This is a genomic window from Mesorhizobium sp. M1399 (assembly GCF_040317735.1).
Taxonomy (GTDB): Bacteria; Pseudomonadota; Alphaproteobacteria; order Rhizobiales; family Rhizobiaceae; genus Mesorhizobium.
In genome coordinates this window covers 39,923-65,381 of the sequence record NZ_JAMYKZ010000025.1, presented here as the reverse complement: position 1 = coordinate 65,381, position 25,459 = coordinate 39,923, and the positions used below count along the sequence as shown (strand labels likewise).

General features: G+C 62.1%; 24 protein-coding genes and 1 pseudogene. 12 read left to right on the top strand and 13 right to left on the bottom strand.

Translation table 11 applies throughout. The annotated features are described in order from the left end of the window. Window positions 1-166 precede the first annotated feature (166 nt). Entirely contained in the window at window positions 167-649 is a 483-nt protein-coding gene (locus tag NKH05_RS29600; protein WP_353026721.1) for a transposase, read from the top strand. A gap of 308 nt (window positions 650-957) precedes the next feature. On the opposite strand, the gene NKH05_RS29595 is transcribed toward NKH05_RS29600, so the two are convergent. Beyond that, complete coding sequence (locus tag NKH05_RS29595) at window positions 958-1,674, bottom strand: pentapeptide repeat-containing protein (RefSeq protein WP_352588401.1); 717 nt, start codon at window positions 1,672-1,674, stop codon at window positions 958-960. 430 nt (window positions 1,675-2,104) lie between these two features. Here NKH05_RS29595 and NKH05_RS29590 point away from each other — a divergent pair, with 430 nt between their 5' ends. Further along, window positions 2,105-2,428 (top strand): glycosyltransferase family 9 protein, encoded by a 324-nt coding sequence (locus tag NKH05_RS29590; RefSeq protein WP_352908503.1) that lies wholly within the window; start codon window positions 2,105-2,107, stop codon window positions 2,426-2,428. 650 nt (window positions 2,429-3,078) lie between these two features. Here NKH05_RS29590 and NKH05_RS29585 read toward each other — a convergent pair. Then, the gene (locus NKH05_RS29585; RefSeq protein WP_245278662.1) at window positions 3,079-3,942 is read right to left on the bottom strand and encodes an alpha/beta fold hydrolase; all 864 of its coding nucleotides are present in this window, start codon (window positions 3,940-3,942) and stop codon (window positions 3,079-3,081) included. Window positions 3,943-4,304: 362 nt separating this feature from the next. On the opposite strand from NKH05_RS29585, the gene NKH05_RS29580 reads away from it, so the two are divergent. Next, a complete protein-coding gene (locus NKH05_RS29580) occupies window positions 4,305-5,354 on the top strand; it encodes a hypothetical protein (protein ID WP_353026720.1) in 1,050 nt (349 codons plus the stop codon). A gap of 1 nt (window position 5,355) precedes the next feature. Then, entirely contained in the window at window positions 5,356-6,831 is a 1,476-nt protein-coding gene (locus NKH05_RS29575) for an FAD-dependent oxidoreductase (protein ID WP_352494207.1), read from the top strand. 39 nt (window positions 6,832-6,870) lie between these two features. On the opposite strand, the gene NKH05_RS29570 is transcribed toward NKH05_RS29575, so the two are convergent. Next, window positions 6,871-7,341, bottom strand: coding sequence for a YbhB/YbcL family Raf kinase inhibitor-like protein (locus NKH05_RS29570; RefSeq protein WP_352471470.1), 471 nt, complete (start codon window positions 7,339-7,341; stop codon window positions 6,871-6,873). 49 nt (window positions 7,342-7,390) lie between these two features. Beyond that, complete coding sequence (locus NKH05_RS29565; RefSeq protein WP_352855480.1) at window positions 7,391-7,828, bottom strand: DUF2267 domain-containing protein; 438 nt, start codon at window positions 7,826-7,828, stop codon at window positions 7,391-7,393. 111 nt (window positions 7,829-7,939) lie between these two features. On the opposite strand from NKH05_RS29565, the gene NKH05_RS29560 reads away from it, so the two are divergent. Beyond that, complete coding sequence (locus tag NKH05_RS29560) at window positions 7,940-8,572, top strand: Hsp20/alpha crystallin family protein (protein WP_352855478.1); 633 nt, start codon at window positions 7,940-7,942, stop codon at window positions 8,570-8,572. A gap of 86 nt (window positions 8,573-8,658) precedes the next feature. Here the strand turns inward: NKH05_RS29560 and NKH05_RS29555 are convergent, their stop codons facing one another. Further along, the gene (locus NKH05_RS29555) at window positions 8,659-9,069 is read right to left on the bottom strand and encodes a CBS domain-containing protein (protein WP_352847246.1); all 411 of its coding nucleotides are present in this window, start codon (window positions 9,067-9,069) and stop codon (window positions 8,659-8,661) included. Between the two features lie 301 nt (window positions 9,070-9,370). Between NKH05_RS29555 and NKH05_RS29550 the strand changes: the two genes are divergently transcribed. The 4 genes and pseudogenes from NKH05_RS29550 to NKH05_RS29535 all read left to right on the top strand — a co-directional run bounded on the left by NKH05_RS29550 (window position 9,371) and on the right by NKH05_RS29535 (window position 14,393). Further along, the gene (locus tag NKH05_RS29550; RefSeq protein ID WP_352855474.1) at window positions 9,371-10,105 is read left to right on the top strand and encodes a phosphoribosyltransferase; all 735 of its coding nucleotides are present in this window, start codon (window positions 9,371-9,373) and stop codon (window positions 10,103-10,105) included. A gap of 317 nt (window positions 10,106-10,422) precedes the next feature. Continuing rightward, window positions 10,423-10,923 carry a DUF6496 domain-containing protein gene (locus tag NKH05_RS29545; protein ID WP_353026718.1) on the top strand — a complete coding sequence of 167 codons (501 nt, stop codon included), beginning with the start codon at window positions 10,423-10,425 and terminating at the stop codon, window positions 10,921-10,923. Window positions 10,924-11,278: 355 nt separating this feature from the next. Continuing rightward, window positions 11,279-12,166, top strand: a complete 888-nt coding sequence (locus tag NKH05_RS29540; protein ID WP_352855472.1) for an arginase family protein — start codon at window positions 11,279-11,281, stop codon at window positions 12,164-12,166. Window positions 12,167-12,360: 194 nt separating this feature from the next. After that, window positions 12,361-14,393: pseudogene (locus NKH05_RS29535) on the top strand (NAD-dependent epimerase/dehydratase family protein). 108 nt (window positions 14,394-14,501) lie between these two features. Here NKH05_RS29535 and NKH05_RS29530 read toward each other — a convergent pair. Then, on the bottom strand, window positions 14,502-15,275 hold the full coding sequence (locus NKH05_RS29530; RefSeq protein ID WP_352494204.1) for a glucose 1-dehydrogenase: 774 nt from the start codon (window positions 15,273-15,275) through the stop codon (window positions 14,502-14,504). Window positions 15,276-15,383: 108 nt separating this feature from the next. Next, complete coding sequence (locus NKH05_RS29525; RefSeq protein WP_352480837.1) at window positions 15,384-16,802, bottom strand: aminotransferase; 1,419 nt, start codon at window positions 16,800-16,802, stop codon at window positions 15,384-15,386. Window positions 16,803-17,099: 297 nt separating this feature from the next. On the opposite strand from NKH05_RS29525, the gene NKH05_RS29520 reads away from it, so the two are divergent. The 3 genes from NKH05_RS29520 to NKH05_RS29510 are packed head-to-tail and all read left to right on the top strand — an operon-like array spanning window position 17,100 to window position 19,948. Next, a complete protein-coding gene (locus NKH05_RS29520; RefSeq protein WP_352480838.1) occupies window positions 17,100-18,017 on the top strand; it encodes an ABC transporter permease in 918 nt (305 codons plus the stop codon). Window positions 18,018-18,027: 10 nt separating this feature from the next. Next, a complete protein-coding gene (locus NKH05_RS29515) occupies window positions 18,028-18,852 on the top strand; it encodes an ABC transporter permease (RefSeq protein WP_023720898.1) in 825 nt (274 codons plus the stop codon). 22 nt (window positions 18,853-18,874) lie between these two features. Next, window positions 18,875-19,948, top strand: coding sequence for an ABC transporter ATP-binding protein (locus NKH05_RS29510; protein ID WP_352481109.1), 1,074 nt, complete (start codon window positions 18,875-18,877; stop codon window positions 19,946-19,948). Window positions 19,949-19,950: 2 nt separating this feature from the next. Here the strand turns inward: NKH05_RS29510 and NKH05_RS29505 are convergent, their stop codons facing one another. From NKH05_RS29505 to NKH05_RS29480, 6 genes are all read right to left on the bottom strand, one after another. Further along, complete coding sequence (locus NKH05_RS29505; protein ID WP_352480839.1) at window positions 19,951-20,352, bottom strand: hypothetical protein; 402 nt, start codon at window positions 20,350-20,352, stop codon at window positions 19,951-19,953. A gap of 5 nt (window positions 20,353-20,357) precedes the next feature. Next, complete coding sequence (locus NKH05_RS29500; protein WP_352480840.1) at window positions 20,358-21,635, bottom strand: flavin monoamine oxidase family protein; 1,278 nt, start codon at window positions 21,633-21,635, stop codon at window positions 20,358-20,360. After that, window positions 21,632-22,708, bottom strand: a complete 1,077-nt coding sequence (locus NKH05_RS29495; RefSeq protein WP_352908505.1) for an extracellular solute-binding protein — start codon at window positions 22,706-22,708, stop codon at window positions 21,632-21,634. The genes NKH05_RS29500 and NKH05_RS29495 overlap by 4 nt, the downstream gene beginning before the upstream one ends. Before the next feature lie 114 nt (window positions 22,709-22,822). Beyond that, entirely contained in the window at window positions 22,823-23,911 is a 1,089-nt protein-coding gene (locus NKH05_RS29490) for an ABC transporter substrate-binding protein (RefSeq protein ID WP_352480842.1), read from the bottom strand. 26 nt (window positions 23,912-23,937) lie between these two features. Further along, the gene (betI, locus tag NKH05_RS29485) at window positions 23,938-24,654 is read right to left on the bottom strand and encodes a transcriptional regulator BetI (protein ID WP_502913287.1); all 717 of its coding nucleotides are present in this window, start codon (window positions 24,652-24,654) and stop codon (window positions 23,938-23,940) included. A gap of 6 nt (window positions 24,655-24,660) precedes the next feature. Then, window positions 24,661-25,455 carry a methyltransferase domain-containing protein gene (locus NKH05_RS29480; RefSeq protein WP_352480844.1) on the bottom strand — a complete coding sequence of 265 codons (795 nt, stop codon included), beginning with the start codon at window positions 25,453-25,455 and terminating at the stop codon, window positions 24,661-24,663. Between the last annotated feature and the right edge of the window lie 4 nt (window positions 25,456-25,459).

The following is a 25,459-nucleotide window of genomic DNA, read 5'->3' as shown; positions in this document are numbered from 1 at the left end:
CGGCCGGCAAGCAGTTGGTCCAGAAGTTCCTTCTCAATAGCCATGCGATGATTCTCTCCTTTCCATCATCATGGCCTCGCGCACAGAATTCCCGACAGTCCCCCGCGCATTGGTCAAGGACCGTACCGCCGCGCAGAACAGGCAGAAGAACCTGACCATCCCGCTTTTGAAGCGCCAGGCCGAGCAGCGGCTCAGGCAAATCACCACCCAGATCAATGCGATCGACGCCGAATGTCGTACGCTGGTCGCCCGCGAGCCAGATCTTGTCCGTCGCTTCGACATCCTCACTAGTATCCCAGGCCTTGGCGAAGTCACAGCCTTCGCCATCATCGCCGACATGCCGAAGTTGGGAACCCTTGCCAACAAGCAGGTCGCAAGCCTCGCCGGCCTCGCACCGGTCGATCGCCAGTCGGGGCAGTGGAAGGGCAAGTGCTTCATCCGGGGAGGAAGATCGTCGGTCAGGCAGGCGCTCTACATGCCAGCCCTCGTCGCGGTCCGTTTCAATCAGTCACTCAAGACAAAATACCAAGACCTCCGAGACGGCGGAAAACCTGCAAAACTCGCCTTAACCGCCATCATGAGAAAGCTCGTCGTTCTCGCTAACGCCCTCATCAGGGACGACCGGAAATGGTCGCCATCCCTTCCTTGACCAAGACGGATACTCTAGATGCATTCGACAGGCGTTTGACCGACGAAAGCTTAAGCCCCCAAGATGCCGCGGCCTATGTCAAGTGCTGCGAGGCGAGTATGATCGACGCGTTGGTGCCAGGCTTCTGAATGATAATCACGACGATGGTAGTCATTCTCGACGATACAAACACCCTTCGGCCGCGATTTCGCCAATAGCAATACCGCAGAAACGTGCCACTTTGGCGGACGATCTGCGCCCTCCGAAGGCAGAAGTTACAGGTTCGAATCCTGTCGGGTGCAGCATTGCCGCAGTTCGCTTGCCGACAACTATTCCTGCTGGAATTGACAGGGCCAATCTTCAGGCCTCGTCAAGCCAGAAGGCAACTCGGTCCGGGCGTCTCCGCAAGCCATGTTGAGCTGCCACTGGGACAGACCCGCCGAATTGGAAAGATCGACACCCTCGATACGGGTCAGAAAGAAAAAGGCGCGGTCAAAGTCTATCGGCGCGGTGAACCTCGCTCCTCGGAAGTCCGCCCGTGCGAGATTGGCAAACGAGAAGCGGCTGCCGCTGATATCGGCGTCATGGAACTGCGCACGCCCCAGTTCTGCCTTTGTGAAATCAACATTGGTCAGATTGGCGTCCTGGAAATTCGAGCGCTGCATTTCCGCGCTCGCAAACACAGCGCCCTGCGCGTCCATACGGCTGAAGTCGGTCCTGTAGCCCTCGATTCTGTCGAACCGGGCGCCTTTGGCGGTCGAGTCGGCCAAGGAAGCACGCACAAGAGTTGCCTTCTCAAGATTTGCCGCACGGAGATTGGTGTTCCTGAGGTCGGTCGAAGTGAAATCAACACCGAACAGGTTCGCCCCGCTCAGGTCCTGTCCATCTAGGATGAGAAGCTTCTTGTCACACTCTTGCCAATTGACGCCAGGCGTCGCGGCTGCGTCGCAATTTTGAGCGGCAGCGGCGTTCTGCCAAGCAAACACAGTGCAAACCGCTAGAACCAAGCCGGATGTGCCGTAAGCTCTGGTTCGCCTCAAAGTCATTGTTGCTGGACCTCTGCTACTCGCCGACACTCACCCTTACCACATCTGCTGACACTCGAGCCACGGTGACCACTGCCGTCACAGTTGGCGCATTTCTCATATTCAAGCTTTGATGTTGATCAACAGATCAACCCGCGCGTAGGGCGCGATTTGCGAGCGCCTCCCCATATCGGCGGTCCAGCAGAGATTCATTTGTCACCGGCCAGGCGCATCATTCCGTAGGTATGCTTGACTAAGCCGAGGAGAGCGGTCGTTCAGGCTGGCGAAGTCGCGTGCCAAGATTGGCCTCCGCTCTGGACGCTTGTCTCGCTAATTGGGAGCCTGCTCGAGTGCAGACCGCCAACCGCCGGCGTCCGCTGCCGACAAGCGTGAATCCGCTTGGTTCCGCACCGGTCGGTACTTCCCGACGGCGAGGTTGACCCGGCACGGGGTGCTAGTCGCACTGACGGCATTGCTTGACGACGCCGTTATCTTTCTAGGAAATGAGAGTGGTTCCATGCATCTGGCGGCATCAGTAGGGACTCCTGTCGTCGGCCTTTACGGCTTGACACCGCCGGACATTTGGGGGCCGCTCGGAGTTCCGCATCGGATCGTGGCGCCTCGGCTGCCCTGCCAATGCGCTGCTCCCAACTTGTGCAAGCCGAACAATCCCGGTGGCGTCTACTGTGTGCATCGCGTGCGAGTAGAGGAGGTCACCACAGCTACCCTCGACCTGATCGAGTTCGAAACGCTCAAATCAATACCGAATCGTTAAGCTCAGCTCAGCTAGTTCGTTGAAGCGGCGGACCTAACAACTGGCCGGATCGACGGCGAGCGGCCTAGGTCCATCAGATCAAAGCCGGGCCTCGATCCAGAACCGAGATATCGTAAACTACACTCTGCGTCTCATGAACGGCCAAGTCAGCAAAATACCCCTATTCACCCCCGCCGTCGGTTACTGCTCATCGCCTTGAGATAGCCTCTTGCGAGTCGACAATCGCCTCCCGCGCTATGACAAGGTCTTTCCGGGTGAGAGCATTGCATTCCCTCGCAAGCGCGATTCGAACCGTTATTGCGCGTTCATTTTCCGCAAGACGGCAGCGCGTTCCCGGATAACGAACATTCGATCCCAGCTAACGGCAATCGCATCCCACATAACGACAACGGATTTCCCTGTTAATTCACCGGCGGCCGCGAATATTCACGCAAATCTGGTCGATATTCCCTGACGCCTCGCGCAGGAAATCTCCCACTAAGTAGCTGACATCGCGACAAGATATTGATGTTCTGCCCGCCCAAAGCGCGCATTCGCACAAATACCCTGCTTTTTGCCTGTTAGCAGGAAATATCAAACGGAGACTGGTTCGCCACAGACCGGTCGGTTCACCATGCTTTCAATAGGTTACCCGAGGGATGCATCGGTCATCAGCCGTGGACGCGTGCAAGGAAGTCGCGCACCAACGCAAGCGCCTCATCGAAATGGGTTTCCAGAAGCCAGTGGCCGGCGCCATCGAGGAGGTGGAACTCAGCTTGCGGCAAGTCGCGTTTGTAGGCGCGGGCCGATGCGGCCGGCATATAGCCGTCCTCGGGACCCCAGACGATCAGTGTCGGCGGTTGCCGTTTGCGCAGATAAGCTTGGTATTTCGGGAACCAGTTGAGGTTCCCCTCCAGCTTCTCCATCAGGCCGACCGCAAGCCGCCGACGGGCTGGCGTGTCCATCAGAGGCCAATGGAGTTTCCACAGATCCGGTGGCACGCGCTCGGCCACGGCCTCGCCAACTTCACCGATGAACTCGTGCCGGAAGCCCTCCTCGCTGACCGCATCTTCCAGCGGGCGATGCTTCTCGGACGTCTTATCGTTCCAATACATCTTGATGGCTGCGTATTTCGGGCCGAGCACGTCTTCGTAGATGTCGCCGTTCTGGATGATAAGCGCGGCAACGCGCTCCGGATAGGCGATGGCGTGGCGCAATCCGATCTGCGAGCCATAGTCGTGCAGCCACAGCGCATAGCGGGATAGGCCGAGCGCGTCAGCGAAAGCCGCCAGAAACCCGGCATAGGCATCGAAATCGTAGCCGAATGCAGCCATGTCGGGCGTGGCGCTGTAACCGAAGCCAGGAAAATCCGGCGCGAACGTGTGCCAGCGATCTGCCAGTCCAGGCATCAGCCTTCGAAACTGATAGGACGAGCAGGGATAGCCGTGCGGCAGCAGAAGCACCGGAGCGTCGGCCGGGCCGTCCTCGCGAAAGAAAATAGCGTCTCCGTTAACTTTGACTTGGCGGTGTCGCAATTTTGCCTCCTTGATCGAAAGGCTGCAACCTCCCGCATCCCGTTGTTTACGATGCTCTCGCTGGAAGGTTCCGTGGAAAAATAGACGCGGCAACTGACTTCCAAAACACAAATACGGTGACAGTGCACTTTGTCTTGTTCGCGCGATTGTCGCTTTCTGTACTGCTCCGCTCGGCCAGTCCGGGCATGAGTTCGGGCCACGTGGTCCCCGCACCGTCCAAGGCCAATTCGCAAACTTATGACTAGGCGGAGGGTTCCCGGTCGCGCCGTTGAAAGCGCCAAGGAACCTGCCGCCGATCAGATCGTTTCGCGGTATCTGGCCAGATCGACCGCAACGGAGGAGAGACATGCTCGAAATTCTGCATGCTCACAATCGCGCGACACCGAACATCGGCCGGCTCGGCCAGTTCGGGCTTTGGCACGATGCTGCGTGACGTCGACTACGTCCTGCGAAAACTCGACTGGATGCGCGCCGAAGGCATCTGGCCCAACGGCTTGCGATATCTGTGGACCGATGCATTCGGGGTCGTGCTCTACGTCTCGCTTTACACAGAAACTGGCGAACAGCGCTGGCTGGACGCGGCCGAGCGGCTGGTCGCCAATGTCGAGCGTGTGCTCGGCCGCCGGCGCGGACTGAGGATCGGCGAAGCGGCCGATCGCGACGGCCAGTACTTCCACTATCTCGCGATGTGGCTGTTCGCCTTGGCGCGCCTCGGCGATCTGAAGCCGGAATACCGCAAGCGCGGCATTGCGCTGGCGCGTGACATTCACCCGGCATTTGTGGTCCCCGGCCGCGGTGTGATCTGGAAGATGCAGGAGGATCTAAGCAGCCCATATCCTGGCTACGGTCTCGGCAGCATGGATGCCTATGACGGCTACGTCTCTTACCGGACGCTCGATGAGGACGCACTGGCGCCCGAGATCGCGCAAATGCGTGATCTGATGCAGCGCGATTGGCGCACCCTCGACATCGAGCAGGACCTCGGCCTCGGCATGATGCTGTGGCTCGCCCATTTCTTTCCCGACGAGCCGTGGGCCGAGGCCCAGACGAGGCGTTCCCTGCGAACCCTGGAAACGATGTGGGTCGACCCGCCCGGCTATTTCAGCCGTGCCCCATGGCTGGGCGACACCAAGTTCGCCTTCACCAATTACGGCGTTTCGCTCGGCCTGCAGGCCGCCGGTATCTGGCCGGGGCGTGTCGATAGGCTGAACGCCTTCTTCGAGGACTGGCGCTCCGGCGACGAATACGATCGCGAGGCGATCACGTGGGTGATGGCCTGCACCTCACATCTTCCTGGTGCTTTTCTGACCCGGGGTGGCGAGACAATGATTGAAAGCGACCAAGCTCGGGAACGTTCCTCTGCCGGCGCGGTTGTCGATGGAAGTGCACCGAGACGCAAGGAACGCGGTTGAAATGGCCATTCTCTTGGGAAAACCGGGAAGCTGTTGGGTGGCGGCAGCCAGATCCACGAACTATCCCCAGCTCGAAGGTTCGATCCATGCGGACGCCGTTGTCGTGGGGGCTGGAATTGTCGGGCTGACGACGGCGCTTCGGCTTTGCGAGGCGGGCCGATCGGTGGTCGTCCTCGAAGGCCTGCGCACGGGCGGCCAGGTGACCGGCCGCTCGACGGCCAAGATCACCACGCAGCATACGCTGATCTATCGTCATCTCATCGACACTGTCGGCCGGGAGTTGGCCCAGGTCTACGCCGATGCGAATTCCGCCGGCGCCCGACAAATCCGCGATTGGGTTAACAACTACGCCATCGCCTGCGATCTCGAGAGCAAGGAAGCCTATACCTACACCTGCGACGATCGCCGGCGCGCGGAGGTCGCGGCCGAGGCGGAGGCCGCGCGCCAGGTCGGGCTAGAGGCCGAGGTTCTCGAACGCGCACCGCTGCCTTTCGAAACGGCCGCGGCATTACGGTTCCCCGACCAGGCGCAGTTCAATCCGGCGATGTATCTGGTTGGTCTGGCGGAAGCGGTGACGGCCCGTGGCGGTCGGATCTTTGAAAACAGCCGCGCCACCTCGATCGACGAGGCAAGCCGCTGGCGCGTCGTTACCGATGGCGGCGCCGTTGATGCCGGGCACGTCGTCGTCTCCACCAACATGACGGTGAAGAGCCCCGTCGGCATGGCGAACCGGACGCAACCGCGCTGCCACACCGTGATGGCCTTTCGGATCGATGATCCCCTCCCTGTCGACGGCATGTTCATCGGCATCGACGAGCCGACGCATTCCATTCGCACAGGCCGTGATGCCGAAGGTCCGCTGCTGGTCACGCTTGGCCCCAAATTCAACACCGGCTGGGATGGCGACTTGGCGAAGCGGTTTGTCGAACTGGAAAAATGGACAAGAAAGAACCTTCCGGTCGGCGACGTCGCGTGGCGCTGGTGCAACGAGGACTATGATACGGCCGACAGGATCCCATACGCCGGCGAACCCGATCCCACCAAGGCCGCCGGCTTCCGCATTGCCACGGGCTTTAACGCCTGGGGCATCACCAACGGGACGGCCGTGGGCACGATGATCGCCGACCTGATTTGCGCCCGCCCGAGCCCATGGCAAAAACTCTACGATCCGGCGCGGCCCTATCCCGAGGACTTCCACAAGAATGGCCGCAGTCAATCGATCGTCTCGAGCACCCACGACATTGCGCCCGGCATGGGTGGCGTGATCGTCAGGGGAGACGAAAAGATTGCGGCCTGGAGAGACACCGAAGGCGCACTCCAGGCGGTTTCGGCGACCTGCACCCACAAAGGCTGCACCGTAACCTGGAACAATGTGGACCACACCTGGGATTGTCCCTGCCACGGCTCGATCTTCGCCGCCGACGGTTCGGTCATCCACGGCCCTGCCCGAAAACCGCTTGCCCAGATTACATTGTGAAGGCGGCCACTGTGAAGGCGGCGATCGGCGCGGCCCGCGTCACGCCGGCCGTTCGTAGGTTCCGACCAACTCCGTCTCCTCCAATGCGTGTTTCTGGGCTTGCTTCCAGACCTGATGCACGCCCGCCTGTCCTGGTACGCTGAGGCTCGGCACATCGAGCGCGGCCAGTAGGAAGTGGTAATGGTGGACGCCGTGCCCTGCAGGCGGCTGCGGACCATCGTAATAGGCATTGCCGAAATCGTTGGTGCCTTGCCTGAGGGCCGATGGGCCGGGCTTGCCGTCTTCGGCCTCGGCGAGTCCGCCGGCATCCGGCGGGATGTTGAAGACCGCCCAGTGCCCGAAAATCCCGCTTGGCGCATCGGGATCCCGCACGACAAGAACAAGGCTCTTGGTACCATCCGGAACACCGGACCACTTCAGCGGCGGCGAGACGTTCTGGCCGTCACGCGCATATTTTTCGGGAATTCTTCCGCCTGCCCGGAACGCCGGGCTGATAAGGGTGAGTGGCATTGCTATTTCCCCAAGGAGGTTGCGACCGAGAAACCCGCGCCGGCGTCGTTCACGCCGCTTGTTGAGCTTCGGCGATGCGTCTGATCTCTCCTGGCAGGGATTCCCAGACCTTGTGCATCTGTCCTTCTCCGACGTGATGGGCGAGCACCTTGGACACGACCCTGAAGGCATCCTTGGAATCGACCGGACGGGTGAATTCCAACTCCGCCTTGATCTTGGCCAGAAACTCGTCGAGCGACCGCACCTTCTCGGGAGCTTTGGAAGGCTGATATTGGTCATAGAAGGCGCCGCGCACCAGAATCGGCAGCTGCGAGCCGAGGTGAGCTGCAAGGTCCGGTTGCATACGGTCGCGCAGGGCGTGCAGCACCGCTCCGAGAATGTGCCATGCGACCTGCCGATCCGGCCCGATCTCGTCCATGATCTCGTCGAGCCAGATGTTCGTGGTCTGCAGGGTCTTGTCGAATACGTCGAGTCCGGTGGCGTTCATCGAAATCCTCCGATCAAATCCGATTACGGCTGATGTGACCAAACAGCCGTACCGGCCCGTTGTTCCCCGATGGGCATGTCCTGACGCGCATTCATTGTCGGAGGTTCCGTCATGAGGGAATTTGGGCCGGCTTTTTGCCGCTGTTTTTTCGACCGCCTTTCTTGGCCGGCGCTCGGAACATCCTCATGGGCGGACGAGTTTTATTTTGCCGTCGCCGATCACATGGCGACGAATGATGCAGACACGAAAAACAGGAGAAGAACCATGGCACATCACGATTTGGCGCCCAGGACGCCATCGCGCAGCCTCTACCCATCCGCGCGAGACCCGCTCACGTCATTTCACCGGCAGATTGATCGCCTGTTCGACGACTTCTTTGCGCCAATGGCCGAAGCGACTACGGCCGGCGGTCTTTGGCCGAGCGTCGACGTATATGAAACAGACCAAGCCTATAAGGTCACCGCCGAATTGCCGGGGCTCGAGCAGAAGGATGTTGAGCTCGAGCTGCGCGACAACACCCTCTCCATTACGGGCGAGAAGCGTTCGGAGCAGAAGGAAGGCAACGGCGGCCGCACTTACAGCGAACGCAGTTATGGCCGGTTTCAGCGGACCATCCCCCTGGAAACGGAGATCGATGCCGACAAGGTGCAGGCCACTTTCAGGAACGGCGTTTTGGCTGTCGAGCTTCCGAAGAATCCCGCTGCAAAGGACAAAACACGCCGCATAGAAGTGAAAGCGCGATAGTTGCCAAACTGGAGGCTGCCTGAGCAGGCGGCGTTCAGCCCCTGTGGAAGGAGAGCGGCGAGCACGGCGGCAACCGCTCAGGGCGTCTAGCGCCGGGGATCGTCCGTCGCCTCGGAAACGCCTTCGAGAGCGATTTTGGCGGCTTCCTCACCGGTCCGCCCGAGGTCGGCCAAGGCAATGACGCCGACGAGGCGCTTGTCGTGGTTGATCACCGGAAGACGACGCACCTGATGCTTGGCCATGATCTTCGCCGCATCGGTGATATCGGCATCGTCGAAGCACCAATAGACATGCTCGGACATGACCTCGCGAACGGTCGTGTTGCCGGCTGAGCGCTCCTCGGCGACGCCGCGCATCACGATGTCGCGGTCCGTCACCATGCCGACCAGCCTGTCATTCTCGCCGACCGGAAGGGCACCGAGATTGTCGGCCCGCATTTTCCGGGCGGCATCCCTGATTGTCGTGTTCGGGCCGACCAGTTCGGTCCGACGGCTCATGATCTCCTGAACTTGCATGGCATATTTCCTCTCTCTGATTGCTGAGGCAACAAGTCGCCAAACGCGCTGTTGCCGCGCATCGCGAGATTGCCAGCTGGCCGGACGAGGCTTGTGCGACCGCTATCCTCTCGATCCCGCGCCAATGCACGTGCCGGCACCTCGCGATCGAAACTATTCTTGGAACGTCCAGGCAGCGAGCGAGTTCCAAAACGGTACCCGGCGTCGCAGCCATCCCACGGGATGTCGCCGCAGGCTGGTGAAAACATCCACCGGAAAAACAGATGCACGCGGATTGAAGATCATGGCTATCATCTTTTCAGATCGCCGCGAGGCCGGGCGGCGACTCGCCGGAGAGCTCGTTCGCTTTGCCGGGCGCGACGACGTGACCGTGTTGGCGCTGCCCAGAGGCGGCGTGCCGGTCGGCTACGAGGTCGCGCAGGCGCTCAAGGCACCGCTCGACGTCTTCGTCGTGCGCAAGCTCGGCGTCCCCGGTCACGAGGAGCTGGCCATGGGAGCGATCGCGCCCTTCGGCGTACGCGTCCTCAACGACGAAATCGTCAGCAGTCTCGCGATCCCGCCACATGTCATCGACGCAGTCGCCGCAACGGAGGAAAAAGAGCTTCTGCGCCGCGAGCACCTCTATAGGGACGGGCGGCCCCCACCGCAGTTGAACGGACGAACCATTATCCTCGTGGATGACGGGCTTGCGACCGGATCGACCATGCGGGCCGGGATCAAGGCGCTGCGAAAAAACCACGCCGCCCATATCGTCGCGGCCGTTCCCGTCGGTAGCCCCGACACTTGCGACGCGATGCGGGCGGACGCAGACGAGGTCGTTTGCGCGACGACACCAGAGCCGCTGCTCGGTGTCGGGCGGTGGTACGTGGATTTCTCACAGACGAGCGATGAAGAGGTCCGCGCGCTCCTCGCCAGGTCCGTGCCCAAGCCTGCCGCTTCCGACAAGCCTGCCGCTTCCGAAGAGGAATTGGCTGGGCATGCGAGTGCGGGTCCGGCGCCTGGCATCAGATCGACATAGCGGAGGTGGATATGGACCGGGATAGCGAGCACGTCGTGCATGTTCCCTATCACGCTCGAGGGCAATCTTTCGTTGCCCCGGATGCCCGCGGCCTTGTGCTCTTCGCCCATGGCAGCGCTGGACGAAGTCGCGGATCTCGCGAGCCGATGGTTCTTGCGCCATCTGATTTCGGACAGATCGGCGTCCACGTCCTGACAGCTGGAGGTTGGATCACCAGTCCCGGGATCATTTGCGTCCTCAACGCGTTAAGGTCCTCGTAAAACAGCGCGCAGCTGCAACCCAAATGGCTGTCGCAACCCCTAGTTGGGAGAAAGACAATGCCGGACAAGAAAACCATCGAGAAGGCCCGAAAGGACAAGCGCGAGGGCAAATCGCCGAGCACGCAGGCCGGCGAGTTCGTGCACGAGGAGATCGATAAAATCCGCCGCGGCGAGCACGGCGCGCGCTCGACCCAGCAGGCTATCGCCATCGGGCTTTCCGAGGCGAGACGCGCAGGCGTAGACCTGCCCCCGCCCAAAAAGGGCAAGGTGAAGGAGAGCACGCGCAAAAGCGCCGAATACGCCTATGAGGCCGGCCAGGGCGAACGCACGCCGAAACGCCGCCCGCGGGTCTCGAAAGCCGTCTCCAAGGCGCTCGAGCACGAGCCGAAGAGCACAGCGTCGCACGAGGCGCTGGCGCAGCAGGCAAAGCGTGCGGCCTCGCGCCGGACGGCTGAGGAGCGTTCCGCAGCCGCAAAGAAAGCCGCCGAGACGAAAGGCGCCAGCGGAAGGAAGGCGGCGGCGCAAAAGGCCGCCAGAACGCGGGCACACCACGCATAGTTCAAAGATGGCAGTTCGGCTCTAGGAAACCCGATATGGCCCAAACGACCGGTATCGAGCTCCGCTCCTGCAGCGTGGGACGGTGCCGCTGCCCAAGGCGAATCAGTGACTGCATCTGCGGGACAACATCGACGTCTTCGCTCGAAATGTTCCCTTACGCGTAACACCGACCCAGAGGTACTCGGCGGCAAGGCCCCGGAGGTACTCGGCGGCAAAGCCGACGGGAGACCGGGAGGAAAGCGCAGCCTGTTTCTTGAGCAGATGCCTATTGCCCACAACGCGGAGAACTCTGATCATGTCCTCAGTAGCCAGCACGACAATGCCACGAACCACCCCTCAGGCGAGACATATCGCTTTGCTCGGCGCGCCCTCTAATCTTGGGCTGATGCCGCAGGAGGGTGAGCCGGAGCCCGGCGCATGGAAGGCGCCGGAGGTACTTCAATCGCTTGGTCTCGCCAACCGTTTGGGCGCCGGTCCGTTGCGCACGGTTCGGGCTCCGCCCTATCGGCCTGAGGTGGACCCTGCGACGGGCGTGCGCAATGCCCAGGCGCTGCGCCAGTATTCCGAGACGCTTGCCGAAGCCGTCGGCGAGGAGCTGAACTCGGGAGGGTTCCTGCTCATACTCGGCGGCGATTGCAGCGTGTTGCTTGGCCCCGCGCTAGCGCTACGGCGTCGTGGCCGCTACGGCCTTATCTTCTTCGATGGGCACACGGATTTCAAATTGCCGGATACCTCGCCCTCAAAGGGAGCCGCGGGCATGGATTTGGCCTTCGTGACCGGCCATGGACCGAAGCTCCTGACCGATTTCGGCGAGCACACTCCTTTGGTCCGTGAGGCCGATGTAGTCGCGTTTGGCTATCGCGATGTGCAGGACCCCGCGACTTACACGTCCAAGGCCGTCTTCGACACCGATGTTCACCGGATGGATTTGGCTGAAGTGCGGCGGCGCGGCGTCGCCGATGCTGCACGCGTAGCGCTTGACGCGGTCGCAGGGCAGGACGTCGAGGGTGTATTCGTTCACTTCGATGTCGACGTGCTGGACAGCGAGATCATGTCGGCTGTCGATACGCCGGAAGCCGGCGGTGTCTTGCCCGACGAAGCCGTCGAAGCTCTTCGCACATGGTGCAATGATTCACGCGTGATTGGGATGGAGGTGACGATCTATGATCCCGACCGCGATCCAGATCGTCGCTGCGGCAAGCTGCTGATCGACATTCTGACTGCTGCACTTCGCGACCGGTAGGCCAATGGCAGTCGTCCTGCACTTGTGCACGAATGCAATCCGCCGGAGCGAATGGCAGTCGGTCTGACGGATCGCCGCGCGCATCCATTCCGTGATGCCACCTCATCGGGAACCGTTCTCAACGAACATGGTTCCGAGTGTGCGACTGAAAGCATTTGGCCCCTTTCATCTCGCTACCGCCAAGGAGATTCGCCATGACCGGCAAAACCCGTCCCACCGTCCTGATCACAGGCAGCAGCGGGTTTCTGGGCCAGGCCATCGCTCGCGGCCTGACGGAGCGCCACGACATCATCGGCCTTGATGTTGCCAGGCGGTCCTTGCCCGGCGTCGAGACGATCGAGATCGACCTTACCTCGGATACGAGCGCGGCGAAGGCGCTGGCCGAGGTGCGCGAACGGAGTGGCGGCCGCATTGCCTCGGTGATCCATCTCGCGGCCTATTACGACACGACCGGCGAGGATAATCCGAAATACGGCGCGGTGACCGTCGAGGGAACGCGCCGGCTGCTGAACGCGCTGAGGGGGCTCGAGACGGAGCAGTTCGTGTTTTCGAGCACGTTGCTGGTGCATGCGCCGAGCCCGGTGAAGGGCGCCAAGATCAACGAGCGATCGCCGATCGATCCGGCCTGGGCCTATCCGAGATCGAAGGCCGAGACCGAGACACTGATCCTGAAGGAGCACGGCGACATCAAGGTTGCGATCCTGCGACTGGCGGGTGTCTATGACGAGGATTGCCACGCCGCCTTCATCGCCCAGCAGATCGCCCGCATTTTCGAGCGCATGCCGACCGCCTATCTTTTCACCGGCGACATCACCACCGGACAGCCTTACCTGCACCTGGACGACCTCGTCGACGCCGTAGTGCGCACCGTCGACCGGCGCAGCGAGCTTCCCGACGAGACCGTACTGCTGATCGGCGAAGAGCAGACGCCGTCCTACGACGAGATGCAGAAGCAGATTGGGCGGCTCCTGCATGGCGAGATCTGGCGGACCTGTCCCTGCCCAAGGAGGTGACGAAGCTCGGCGCCTGGATGCAGGAGAAGGTTTTCGACCAGGAGACCGACATCAAGCTATGGATGATCGAGAACGCCGACGATCACTACGAGATCGACATCTCCCGCGCCAGGCGGCTGCTTGGCTGGAAGCCGCGGCACAGCCTGACCGCTACCTTGCCGGAAATGATCCGGCGGCTGAAGGCGGATCCCACCGACTGGTACAAGAAGAACAAGCTTGAACCGTCGGCGGTCGCCGCTTCCGCGCCCGAGCTCGACCAGGCCGCCGCAAGGCTGCGGCGTCCGCTCGAGCGCTCGGACGACGAGGTCGAGGTGGAAACCGAACGCCACCGGGCCGCAACGCTCTGGGCGCCACTGACCAATGTTGCCATCGGACTGTGGCTCGTGGCGGCGCCCTTCACGCTCGGCCTGTTCGATCCCGCTTCAGCACCGATTCCGCCGGCGCTCGGACATGAGATCGCCTCGCCGGAGACGCGCGACGGAAGGCTCGGCATCAGTGAGATCGTATCCGGCCTCGCCATCCTGTCGCTGGCGCTTGTAGGCATGCGCCGGCGCTGGCGCGGACTGCAATGGATCACCGCCTCGATCGGGGTTTGGGTGATGTTCGCGCCGCTCCTGTTCTGGACCACCAGCGCCGGAGCCTACGCGACCGACACGCTGGCCGGCATGCTGATCGTCGCGTTCGCGGTGATGGTCCCGCCAACGCCGGGTATCAGCCGGCGTGCCCTTGCCGCCGATGACGACCGGCCGCTCGGCTGGAGCTATTCGCCCTCGCTCTTCACCCAGCGCATTCCCATAATCGGCCTCGCCTTTGTCGGCCTGTTCGTCTCGCGTTATCTCGCTTTGGCGCGGGACTTCGTCACCGGCGGTGTGAACTTCCCATGGACCCTAGTCGCCAGCACCCTCGCCGGCGCCCTGCTGATGATCACGCCGCTCGCCTTCGGCACAAGCCCGCCGCTCTACTTCAGCGACCATGTCACCGGCTGCCTGGTCATAATGGTCGCCGTTACTGCGATGGCCGAAGTGGCGCGCGCCGTCCGCTTTCTGAACATCGCGCTTGGAGCCTGGATCGCCCTCTCTCCCTTTATCCTCGCCGGCGGTGCGGCGGCGAGCCTAGCCAATCTGGCGATCGGAGCGCTGCTGGTCGGGCTCAGCCTGCCGCGCGGCACGCGCAGCGCCGCGCATTATGGCGGTTGGGACCGGGCCATCGTATAAGGATGTTCAGCAGCGCTGGACGTGTCGAGATGAGGGTCGCCGAAGCTAGCCAAAGGATGGCGGCGCGGCGCCCTGATCGTGCCCCAACAGCGACCGCGACGCCCGCGCTCACACCGAGCCGGTCATGCCGCCGTCGACATAGATGATCTGGCCCGTCATGAAGCTCGATGCATTGGATGCCAGGAAGATCGCGGCGCCGCCCAGTTCGTCGACTTCGCCCCATCTGGCCAGCGGTGTGCGCCCGACCAGCCAGCGCGAGAATTCGGCGTCTTGCACCAGCGCCTCGTTCAGTTCTGTCCGGAAGTAGCCTGGGCCGATACCATTGACTCTGATGCCGTGTGGGCCAAGCTCGGTGGCAAGCCCCTTGGTCAGCATTTTCATCGCACCCTTCGATGCCGTGTATGGCACGATCGAGGAACGCCCCAGTTCGCTTTGCACCGAACATATGTTGATTATGGACCCGGTCTTGCGGGCCATCATCGAGCGGACCACCGGCCGGGTGACATAGAATGCACTGTAAAGGTTTGTCCGCATCAATCTGTCGAACATGTCGAGCGGGAAATCGGCGAATGGCGCGCGGTGCTGCATGCCGGCATTGTTGACGAGAATATCGATCGGGCCGCGCTCTGCTTCCAGCCTGCCGATTTCACGCTCGACGTCTTCAGCCACGGTCACGTCGAAGGTGGAGCCGATCGCCTGGATACCGGATTCGGCCAACGATCCGAGTGCCTTTTGAACGTGGTCTTCGTCCCGCCCATTGATGATCACCGTCGCGCCGGCGCTCGCCAGCGCCTTCGCCATGGCAAAGCCGATTCCGCGGCTCGATCCGGAGATGAAAGCGGTTTTGCCGGCGAGGCCGAACAGGTCCGATAGGTCGGTCAATGTTTGTTTCCCAGAGATGCGGCCAGATGCAGGCGATCGAGGCCCTGCCGTACATCGTAAGCGCGAACGACCGCTGTCAGCAATGGCGAGATTGCCGGCGATAAACGCTTATCCCCGCCAGACGCCTTCCCGGCGCAGATCGTCCATCGTGCGCGAAATGCCTTCGCGCAGGATCGACACCATGTCGTCGATCTGCTCGCGCGTGATGATCAATGGCGGCGACATCACGCACATGTTAATCAGCGGCCGGACCAACAGGCCGAGCTCGTGGCAATGCGCGTCGATGCGTTTGCCGACATCCTTGTCGAGCTGCAGTGGATCCTTGCTGTCGCGGTCGGCGACGCATTCGACGCAGCCCATCAGCCCCATGCCGCGCACCTCACCGACCACCGGCAATTCCTCCAGCGTCTTCAGTTGCGCCTGGAAGTAGGGCGCGACCTCGCGCGTATGGGCCAGCACGCTTTCGTCCAGAATATCGAGGTTCTTCAGCGCCACCGCGCAGCCGACCGGATGGCTGGTGTAGGTCAGGCCATGGCCGAACATGGCGTCCGGATGGTTCGAGCGGCGCAGCTCCTCCAGCAGCCGTTCCGAAAGGATGACGCCGCCGAGCGGGAAATAGCCTGAGGTCACCCCTTTCGCAAAGGTGATCATGTCGGGCTCGATGCCGAACACCTCGCCGGAGGCAAAGACATGGCCAAGCCGGCCGAAGGCGGTCACCACCTCGTCGGAAATATAGAGGATGTCGTTGTCGCGGCAGATCGTCCGGATGCGCTGGAGATAGCCCTCCGGCGGCACGATGACGCCGCCCGACGCCTGCACCGGCTCGCCGACGAAAGCACCGATCCTGTCGGCGCCGACACGGGCGACCATATCGCGGAATTCAGCGACCAGCGCATCGGTGAAAGCGGCAACGCTCATGCCCTTCGGACGGCGGAACGGATCGGGTGAGGACAATTTGACGACCAGCTCGTCTGCGCCATCCATCCAGTCACGGTCGCGCGGACGCCCGTTAAGCGAGGCCGACAGATAGGTCGAGCCGTGATACGCGCCGCCCCGGCTCAGGATCAGCTTCTTTTCCGGGCGGCCGCGCACATTGTTGTAAAATTGCATAAAGCGCAGCGCCGTCTCGACCGCCGAGGAGCCGCCCGTGGTGAAGAAAACATGGCTGAGATCGCCCGGCGCGTGGCCGGCGATTCGCATGGCCAGTTCCGCCGACGGCGCATTCATCGTGTACCACGGCGTGTTGTAGGACAGCGCCATCGCCTGGTCGTACATTACCTTGGCGAGCTCTTCGCGACGGTGGCCGACATTGATGCACCACATGCCCGCCGGTCCGTCGATCAGCCGCTTGCCGGTGGCATCGGTGATGTAGATGCCCTCGCCCGCGCCGATCAGGGCGCGTGCCTCCGCGCCGACCGAGCCGGCGAACGGCCAGGGCTGGACAAGATGGCGCTTGGCCAGTTCGACGGCATCCTGAGCGCCGGCTCCAGCCATTTCGGTCGAAGTGATGTCTCTTGCCGCCGCCATCTTCGCCTCGCATTGTATGCCGCAATTTCACCGGACACGAAGCTGGTTCACGCTCCAGGAAAGCTCGGCTTTCTTCGTTCATTTTGAATGGCCGTTCAATCAATATTGCAGAAATAGCGCTTGATTTCAATCCGCCGATGCGCGCATGATGAAAGAAAGCCGGCAAGCTCGGAGCACGATTGCGCCCTGGGCATAAAGTGGGAACAGATAGCCGGTTTCAGCAATGGGATGCCGCATGGCAGGACAGTCCGCGCCAGCAACCGAAATCACGCCGGAGACCCTGCCCGAGGGCCTGCAATGATGGTGGCCGCGGAAGGGTCGCCCGCTTTCGGCATGACGCGGGCGAGGCGAAACGCCCTTCTGCAATCAGAACCCGTTCAGGGTCTTGCCCTGATCAGCCCGACCTTCGTCTATGCGCTGATACTTCTGGTGCTGCCGATCCTGGCGGTCATCGCGCACTCCTTCTGGACGCAGAATTACCTCACTGTCGACCATACCTTCACGCTTGAAAACTACCGCCTTGCGCTGACCGAGCCGATCTATCGCGACCTGCTGTGGCGCTCGCTCTACATCTCGCTGACGGTGAGCTTCTTCACGGTCGTGCTCGCCTATCCGATCGCCTATTTCATCTCGTTCCACGGCGGCCGCCACAAGGGCCTGTGGCTGTTCCTGATCACCATCCCGTTCTGGACCAGCTATCTGCTGCGGGTAATGTCGTGGAAGGTCATCCTCGGCTATAATGGCGTGCTCAATTCCGGCCTGATGGGCCTTGGCATCATCGACGAGCCGTCGACCGCGCTGCTTTACAATTCGACTGCCGTCATCATCACGCTGACCCACGCCTGGGCAGCCTTCGCCATCCTGCCGATCTTCGTCTCGCTGGAAAAAATCGACCGCACGCTGGTCGAGGCGGCCACGGACCTCGGCGATGGCCCTGTCCGTTCCTTCCTGCGCGTGACGCTGCCGCTTTCGGCGCCCGGTATCATTTCGGCAGCGCTGATCGTCATGATCCCGACGGTCGGCGATTACGTCACGCCGAAGCTTGTCGGCGGCAAGGACGGCGTCATGATCGCCAATGCCATCCAGGCGCAATTCGGCAAGGCCTCCAATTGGCCGCTGGGTGCTGCACTCTCCGTCACCACGATGCTGGTTGTGACGCTGATCGCAGGCGCCACGGTTCTGATCATCCGTGCCGCCCAGCGGCTGGCACGATGAGGCCGGCGCGATGACGGCGATGCGCCGCTTGCTGCCGGGCCGATTGCTGCCGGCCTATGCGTTCCTCTACGTCGTGTTTCTCTATCTGCCGGTTATCTTCCTGCCGATCTTCTCCATCAACACCGCCGCGACGCCGAAATTCCCGCTCTCCGGCTTCACCTTGAAATGGTACCACGACCTGCCGCGCACGCCGGCGCTGCTCGACGCCACCTGGAACAGCCTGGTCGTCGGGGTATCGGCCTCCATCCTGTCGACCGTTCTTGGCATCCTCGCCGCGCGCTCGATCACCCGCTACCGCTATCCCGGCCGCCGCGCCATCAACGGCCTGATCATGGCGCCGCTGGTACTGCCCGAAATCATCGTTGCCATCTCCTTGCTACTGGTGATCCTGCAACTCGGTTTGAGCCTGTCGCTGTTCACCGTCGTGCTTGGCCACGTCCTGGTCTGCGTTCCCTATTCGATGACGGTGCTGACCGCCGGCTTCGAGGGCTTCGACCGCAGCCTGGAGGAAGCCTCCGCCGATCTCGGCGAGAGCGCCTTCGGCACGTTTCGGCGGGTGACGCTGCCGATGGTGGCGCCGGCGATCATTTCAAGCCTGCTCGTCTGCTTCACCATTTCGCTCGATGAGTTCCTCATCGCCTTCTTCCTGACCGGCACCGAGGCTACACTGCCGATCTATATCTGGGGCCAGTTGCGTTTCGCCGCGAAACTGCCCGGCGTGCTGGCGCTGGGCACGCTGTTGCTGGTTGCCTCGTTTCTTTTGATGACCATCGCCGAAATCCTGCGCCGCCGCGCGGCCAGACGCACCCAGAACGAGGGAGGCCTCCATGCCTGAGCGGCCCCAAATCGAGCGCTCTATGATCGAGATCCGCAACGTCACGCGCAGCTATGGTTCGTTCAAGGCGCTGGACGACGCCTCGCTGACCATCAGGGAGGGCGAATTCTTTTCGCTGCTTGGCCCGTCCGGCTGCGGCAAGACCACGCTGTTGCGTATGATTGCCGGTTTCGACAACCCGACCAGCGGCTCGATCTCCGTCGATGGCCAACCGATGGAAGGCATCCCCGCCAACGGCCGGCCGACCAACATGGTGTTCCAGAACTACGCCATCTTCCCGCACCTCAATGTCGAGCAGAACGTCGCCTATGGCTTGAAGCGGCTGAAGCTGGCCGGCACGGAGGAAAGGCGCCGCGTCGAGGAAGCCCTCGCCCAGGTGTCGCTGACCGGCCTCGGCAAGCGGCTCGCCACCGAGCTTTCCGGCGGCCAGCGCCAGCGCGTGGCGCTGGCTCGCGCGCTGGTGATGCGCCCAAAAGTGCTTTTGCTCGACGAGCCGCTGTCGGCGCTGGACAAGAAGCTGCGCGAGCAGATGCAGGTCGAACTGCGCCGCCTGCAGCAGGCGGTCGGCATCACCTTTGTCCTGGTAACCCACGACCAATATGAGGCACTGGCGATGTCGGATCGCATCGCAGTGATGTTCGGCGGCATGATTGCGCAGGTCGCATCGCCGAAGGAGATCTACCAGCGGCCGGTCAATCGCCAGGTGGCCGACTTCCTCGGCGGCATGAATTTCGTCAAAGCGGAGATCGTCGAGGAGAACGGCGCCTCGCTGGTGCTCGACACGCTGGGCTTCGGCCGCGTCAAGACCGACAAGCCGAAAGCTTTTGTGCGCAATGGCACCGCCGCGACGCTTGGCATCCGGCCCGAGCGCCTGCGCGTTCTGTGGGACGATGCGACGGCAAAATTCGAGGTCGCCGGCAAGGTGGTCGAGCGCCATTATTTTGGCGAGATCACCCATTTGATCGTCGAGATACCAGGGCTGGAAAAGCCGTTGTCGGTGACCGAGACCAACGACTTCGGCGCCGACGACATTCCGGTCGGCACCACGATCCGCCTCGCCTACGACCCAGAGGCCTTGGTGGCGATGGCAGATTGACGCTATCTCACCTCCAATTCGGCGGACAGATAGTCACTTAATCGATTGTCGCCTGCCTTCTTTGAATCCTCCAGCAGCATTTTAAGATCATCAATGTCGACCAATCCATGGTTCTGCAAATAGACGACTGTAAGCTCCGGGTCGAACCCGCACTTGAGATTACCCAATTGGCTAAGCACGTGATAATGCGCACGGTCGCCGGACTTCCAAACAGCAAATGAGTTGATCGGCCAGCCGCCCTGAAGGTCAGCTTTAAGTGAGCTTGCCGAGTATTCGCAGACCTTCTTTAAGGTATTGTCGAGTTCACCAATCTCGATTGGGTGGGGCGCCGAATAATAGCCAGCCGCAAATCCTGTAACTGCCATGACCGCACCGGTGAGTACGATCTTCGAGACCGTTTTCATACCGCTCAGATCTCCTCGATCAACCGCCGCGCCATTTTTCGCCCGGCGACGATTGCACCCTCGACATAGCCTGGGAATGACGGCGACAGCTCCGACGAGGCGAAATGGACCGGCGGCGCGCCGGCGCGGATGATGCGTTCGGCATTGGTTGCCGTCGCATCGACGATAAGGTCGCTGTAGCCGCCACCGCTCCAGCGATCGTCCGTCCAGTCACGGTAGCTGAGATCGGAGAAGCCGGCCGCCTCGGCGCCGAGCGCTTGCTCCAGTTTTGACGTCACCTTAGCGCGCAGTTCCGCCTCGCCCAGTTCGCGCCAGCGCCGGGCCAGCGGCCCGCCGATGAAGACGACAAGTGCTGGATGACCGTCGTCATTGCCGGCGTCGCAGGCAAAAAGCCCGTGCGGATCGCGCCACATCACCATGCCGCTCAAGCCCCTGTCGCGCCAGAAGGCCGTGGGATAACGCGCCAGCATCTTGATTACCGCGCCGCTTTGCCAGACGCCGAGCGCTGCTTCCAGCGCAGCCGGCAGCAGCGGTACGAAATCCAGTCTCGACGCCATCATCGGCGGGACTGCGACCAGCACCGCTCGCGCCTCGATTGAGCCTGCGGCCGAGACGACGCGAACCCCTTCCGCTCGACGCTCGATGGTCTTGACCGGCGTGTTCAGCCGCAGGCGACCACCGAGGTCGCGGGCCAGGTCGTCTGCCAGCGAATGCATGGTTTCGCGCACGAAATACTGCAGTTCCGACACCTCGTTGGTGATGCGGCGGTCGTTGTCGATCAGGTACCACAGCGGCAGCCTTTCCATTGCCAGGCACCAAAGGCCCTCGATCAGCGAATGAAAGACCGCCTTGGCTTCATCGGGATCATTCTGGCGATCGAGCCATGCCGCGACGGTCAAACCGGCAATGGCCGGATCGTCCGGTGCAATCGCGTTCATCCGCTCGCGTATTCGCATGGCGGTGCCATAAGTGCGCTCGGCTTGCGCCTCGCTCATCCGCGGTTGGGTGATGAATTCGCCGGCGAAATGCGTCCCGACCAGCGTCTTGCCGCGTGCCCGCACCAGCGCCATCAGTTCGGGCATGTCCTCGCACAGGAACTGGCCGCCGCTGTCGATGCGCTCGCCGAGCCCGTTCGGCATGGCTTCGACGCGTCCGCCGACGCGGTCGCGGGCTTCGAGCAGCACGAAATCGACGCCAGCGTTGTTCAGCTCATGCGCCGCCGACAGGCCGGTGAAGCCGGCGCCGACGACGACCACCTCGGCTCGTTCGATCTCGGACGTCAATAGCCGGCCTTGATCTTCTCGAATTCGGCGATCATCCGCTGCTTGAGCTCCGGCGCCACCGGCTGCTGGAACAGCGTCTTGTCGAGGGACTTGTCGAGATCGTCGAAGCCGCGCTCGGCCAGGATCTTGGGATCGATCGCCGCCATGGCAGCGGCGTTGCCATGGCCATAGCCGAACGTCTTGACCAGATAGTCGGATACAGCAGGCGCATTGACAGCGTTCAGGAAATCATAGGCCTGGTCGAGATCACCCGGTGCGTCCTTCATCAGCACATAGCCGCACACCCATGTCGACAGGCCTTCCTTGGTATCGCGGTTCATGGCGATCGGCACGCCTTGGCCCTTGAGGGTGACGAAAGTCTCGTTCCAGCCCCAGGCGAGATCGACCTCGTTGCCGGAGAAGGCCTGATTGATATCGGTGTCGTCGGTCCAGTAGAAGCGGATGTTCTTGTGCACGTCACGCAGAAATGCCGAGGCGTCCTTGAACTGCGCGTCGGTCATCTTGTTCCAGTCCTTGAGGCCGATGACCAGGCTGGCCAGCACGTAGGCGTCGTCGACATTGTCGCCAATGGTAACGCGCCCCTTGAACTTCGGATCGGCAAAGATCCTGAGCGACTGCGCCTGATCCGGCGTCACATTGTCGGTGCGGTAAAGCAGGGCCGTATTGCCCCAGTCGAAAGGCATGAACCAGGCCTTGCCGTCAGCGGTGGTGGCGAGATCCTTCATCGCCATGATGCCGGGATTGAGATCCTTCCAGCCGGCGATACGGCTGGTGTCGAGCGGCTGCAGCATGCCGGCCTCGCGCCATTTCACCACGCTTTGCGAGCAGGGATGCGCAATGTCCGCCTTGAAGCCGGCCCGCATTTTCTGAAAGGCCTCTTCCTCGTCGCCGAAGAAGGCGAAGGTCGGCTCGGCGCCTTGTTCGGCGGTGTAGGCCGGATGCAGCAGCGGGTCCTCATAGCCCGACCAGTCGAACACGACGAGGTCGCCGCCGCCTGCCGCAAGTGCCGCGACTGTGCCTGCGCCGATTGCGCAGGCCGCGGCGATGGCCAGGCGGCGAAGCACGGAATTCATGGCGCAAAGCTCCTCATCGCGGGAAACACCGCGGCGACGTTAGGAGAATTCGGGAGCTTTGGCGAGCCCGTCCGCCCGCTATGTCCGTGGGCAGACGGGCCAAGCGAGGAGAGCTCAATAGCCGGCTTTGATCTTCTCGAACTCGGCGATCATCTTGAGCTTGAGATCGGATGGAACCGGCGACTGGAACAGCGTCTTGTCGACGAACTTCTGCACGTCGTCATAGCCTTTCTCCTTTAGCACCACCTGGTCGACGCCGGCCATGCCATTGGCATTGGCCTGGCCGTAGCCCCAGTCCTTGACCAGGACCTTGGCGACTTCCGGATCGTTGACGGCGTTGAGATAATCATAGGCCTTGTCGGCATTGCCGGGCGCATCCTTGAACAGCACATAGCCGCAGACCCAGGTCGAAATGCCCTCGTCGGTGTCCTTCTTGGCCTTGATCGGCACGCCGGCGGCGACAGACTGCACCGTCGCGTCGTTCCAGGCCCATGCGAGATCGACCTCGCCGCCGCTCAACAGCTGCACGATATCGGTTGAGTCGGTCCAGTAGGAGCGGACGTTTTTGTGCACCTGGCGCAGGAAGCCTGATGCCTGTTTGAACTGGTCATCCGTCATCTTGGTCCAGTCCTTCAGGCCGATGGCGAGACTGGCCAGCGCGTAGGCGTCGTCGACATTGTCACCGACGGAAACCCGGCCCTTGAACTTCGGATCGGCGAAGGCCTTCAACGACTGCACGTCCTTCGCATCGATCTTGTCGGAATTGTAGGTCAGCTGCGTGTTGCCCCAGTCCCAAGGCATGAACCAGGCCTTGCCGTCGGCGGTGGTGGCGAGATCCTTCATCGCCATTATGCCGGGATTGAGGTCTTTCCAGCCTGATATCTTCGAGGTGTCGAGCGGCTGCAGCAGGCCGGCCTCGCGCCATTTCACCACGCTTTGCGAGCAGGGATGGCCAAGATCGGCCTTGAAACCGGAGCGGACCTTTTCGAACGCCTCGTCCTCGTCGCCGAAGAAGGTGAAAGTCGGCGAATCGCCGTTCTTTTCGACATATTTCGGATGGAAGCCGGGCTCCTCGTAGCCAGACCAGTCGAACACGACGAGATCCCTGTCCGCAGCCAGCGCCGCCGCCGAAGCGGCGAGCGCTCCGGCCAATGCCAATGTCAGCGTCAATGTCAGCGTCGGGCGTCGCGTCATTGTCTTCATTGCTGTTCCATCCTCTTTTGATTGTTTCACGCCGGCTTGGCACCGCCGGCTGTCGGCCACGGATAATGCTTGGGAAATGCCGCGGACAGGAACGCGTTCGCGGCCTGCAGCGCAGTCTCGCGCGTGGTGTCTTCGGTGCCCATCATCAGCCGCAGCCACAGTCCCTCCAGCATGGCGCTGAGCACCAGCGCTATCACCTGCGGCTCATAAGAATAGCCGCCGCTCTGCTTGAGCGTCGCGCAAAGGTCGATAAAGATGTTCTGATAGACGGCGTCGCGTGCGCTGCTCAGCGCCTGATAGGTCGGCCGCGATTTGGCTTCGCCCCAGAACGCACACCAGGCCGCCAGCTTGCGCTTGTTGCAGATCGAGCGGTCGAAATCGGCCGCGACCAATGCCTGCAACTGGCGGGCGGGATCATCGCCGGCCTTCTGCAAGGCGCTGCGCCAATGCGCCGAATACTCGTCATACATGTATTGCAAAGTCGCGACGAGCAGCTTCTCCTTGCTTTCGAAATGGAAATTGACGATGCCGCGCGACAGGCCGGCACCGTCGGCAACGTCGGCCATCGTCGTATCCGAATAGCCGCGCTTGGCCAGTGAATCGATCGTCGCTTCGATCAGTTGAAGCTGCCTGGTCTCTTTCGACGCCTTGCGGCCACGCTTTTCGGTGTCGCTCTTTCGCGTCGCCTCGAGGAGGGCTTCGCGCGCCTCTGTTGTCTTCATGGGATTGATGGTCTCCAGCATCGCCGGCTAGCCAACCGGCTTTCGGCCGCGAAGATGAGTGGGACGGTGCTCGCCTGTGTCAAGCACCTTCTGCATGGCTTCCCAGGTTCGTATATTCTTGTCGACATAGGCCGCGCCGACGGCAGCCGCGACCACCGGGTAGAGCGGCCCCTTCAAGCGGTTCAGCTCCTCCCCCGCGATCTCGCGATACCAGGGATTGCGGTCGCGCACGGTGATGTCGGCAAAGCCGGCCTGGCGCATCGCCTGCACATAGCGGGCCGGCGATGCCATGGCGAAGGACAGGCCTTCAGCGGCGACATAGGCCTTCATCTCGGGCGACGGCTCGCCATCATGCGAGATCATCCAGTTCGACGCGGCAAAGACGCCGCCAGGCTTCAGGACGCGGAATATCTCGGCGAACAATGCATCCTTGTTCGCCACGTGCAGCAGCGCGTCCTTGGAAAATACGACGTCGAAGGCACCGTCGGCAAAAGGCAGCGGTCCTGGCGCCGCCTGGATGAAATCGGCGCGACGCGCGAGCCCGCGCGCAGCGGCCCGCTTCCTGGCCGTCTCGATCACGGGCCGTTCGACGTCGAAGCCTGTGAGGTGGGCCGCGCGGTGACGCTCGATGAGATGCAGCGTGATGCCGCCGGAACCGCAGCCCATGTCCAGGACTGTCTTGCCCGCAAGCGACAGCCCTTCGACGACCCGGTCGACCTCTTCTGGCCCACCCGGCGACAAATAGCCGTCGCCCCACAGCGCCTCGAGGAAGCGGATGGCGGTGTCGTCATACTCCGGTTCGGCCTCTGCCGTTTCGATCATCAAA

Coding starts and splice junctions, on each gene's coding strand:
- NKH05_RS29595 (WP_352588401.1), bottom strand. CDS start 1,674: ATGACTTTGAGGCGAACCAGAGCTTACGGCACATCCGGCTTGGTTCTA.
- NKH05_RS29580 (WP_353026720.1), top strand. CDS start 4,305: ATGCTCACAATCGCGCGACACCGAACATCGGCCGGCTCGGCCAGTTCG.
- NKH05_RS29505 (WP_352480839.1), bottom strand. CDS start 20,352: ATGAAAACGGTCTCGAAGATCGTACTCACCGGTGCGGTCATGGCAGTT.
- NKH05_RS29565 (WP_352855480.1), bottom strand. CDS start 7,828: ATGAACGCCACCGGACTCGACGTATTCGACAAGACCCTGCAGACCACG.
- NKH05_RS29495 (WP_352908505.1), bottom strand. CDS start 22,708: ATGAATTCCGTGCTTCGCCGCCTGGCCATCGCCGCGGCCTGCGCAATC.
- NKH05_RS29545 (WP_353026718.1), top strand. CDS start 10,423: ATGCCGGACAAGAAAACCATCGAGAAGGCCCGAAAGGACAAGCGCGAG.
- NKH05_RS29550 (WP_352855474.1), top strand. CDS start 9,371: ATGGCTATCATCTTTTCAGATCGCCGCGAGGCCGGGCGGCGACTCGCC.
- NKH05_RS29520 (WP_352480838.1), top strand. CDS start 17,100: ATGATGGTGGCCGCGGAAGGGTCGCCCGCTTTCGGCATGACGCGGGCG.
- NKH05_RS29575 (WP_352494207.1), top strand. CDS start 5,356: ATGGCCATTCTCTTGGGAAAACCGGGAAGCTGTTGGGTGGCGGCAGCC.
- NKH05_RS29490 (WP_352480842.1), bottom strand. CDS start 23,911: ATGAAGACAATGACGCGACGCCCGACGCTGACATTGACGCTGACATTG.
- NKH05_RS29560 (WP_352855478.1), top strand. CDS start 7,940: ATGAGGGAATTTGGGCCGGCTTTTTGCCGCTGTTTTTTCGACCGCCTT.
- NKH05_RS29525 (WP_352480837.1), bottom strand. CDS start 16,802: ATGGCGGCGGCAAGAGACATCACTTCGACCGAAATGGCTGGAGCCGGC.
- NKH05_RS29570 (WP_352471470.1), bottom strand. CDS start 7,341: ATGCCACTCACCCTTATCAGCCCGGCGTTCCGGGCAGGCGGAAGAATT.
- NKH05_RS29515 (WP_023720898.1), top strand. CDS start 18,028: ATGACGGCGATGCGCCGCTTGCTGCCGGGCCGATTGCTGCCGGCCTAT.
- NKH05_RS29480 (WP_352480844.1), bottom strand. CDS start 25,455: ATGATCGAAACGGCAGAGGCCGAACCGGAGTATGACGACACCGCCATC.
- betI (WP_502913287.1), bottom strand. CDS start 24,654: ATGCTGGAGACCATCAATCCCATGAAGACAACAGAGGCGCGCGAAGCC.
- NKH05_RS29510 (WP_352481109.1), top strand. CDS start 18,875: ATGATCGAGATCCGCAACGTCACGCGCAGCTATGGTTCGTTCAAGGCG.
- NKH05_RS29555 (WP_352847246.1), bottom strand. CDS start 9,069: ATGAGCCGTCGGACCGAACTGGTCGGCCCGAACACGACAATCAGGGAT.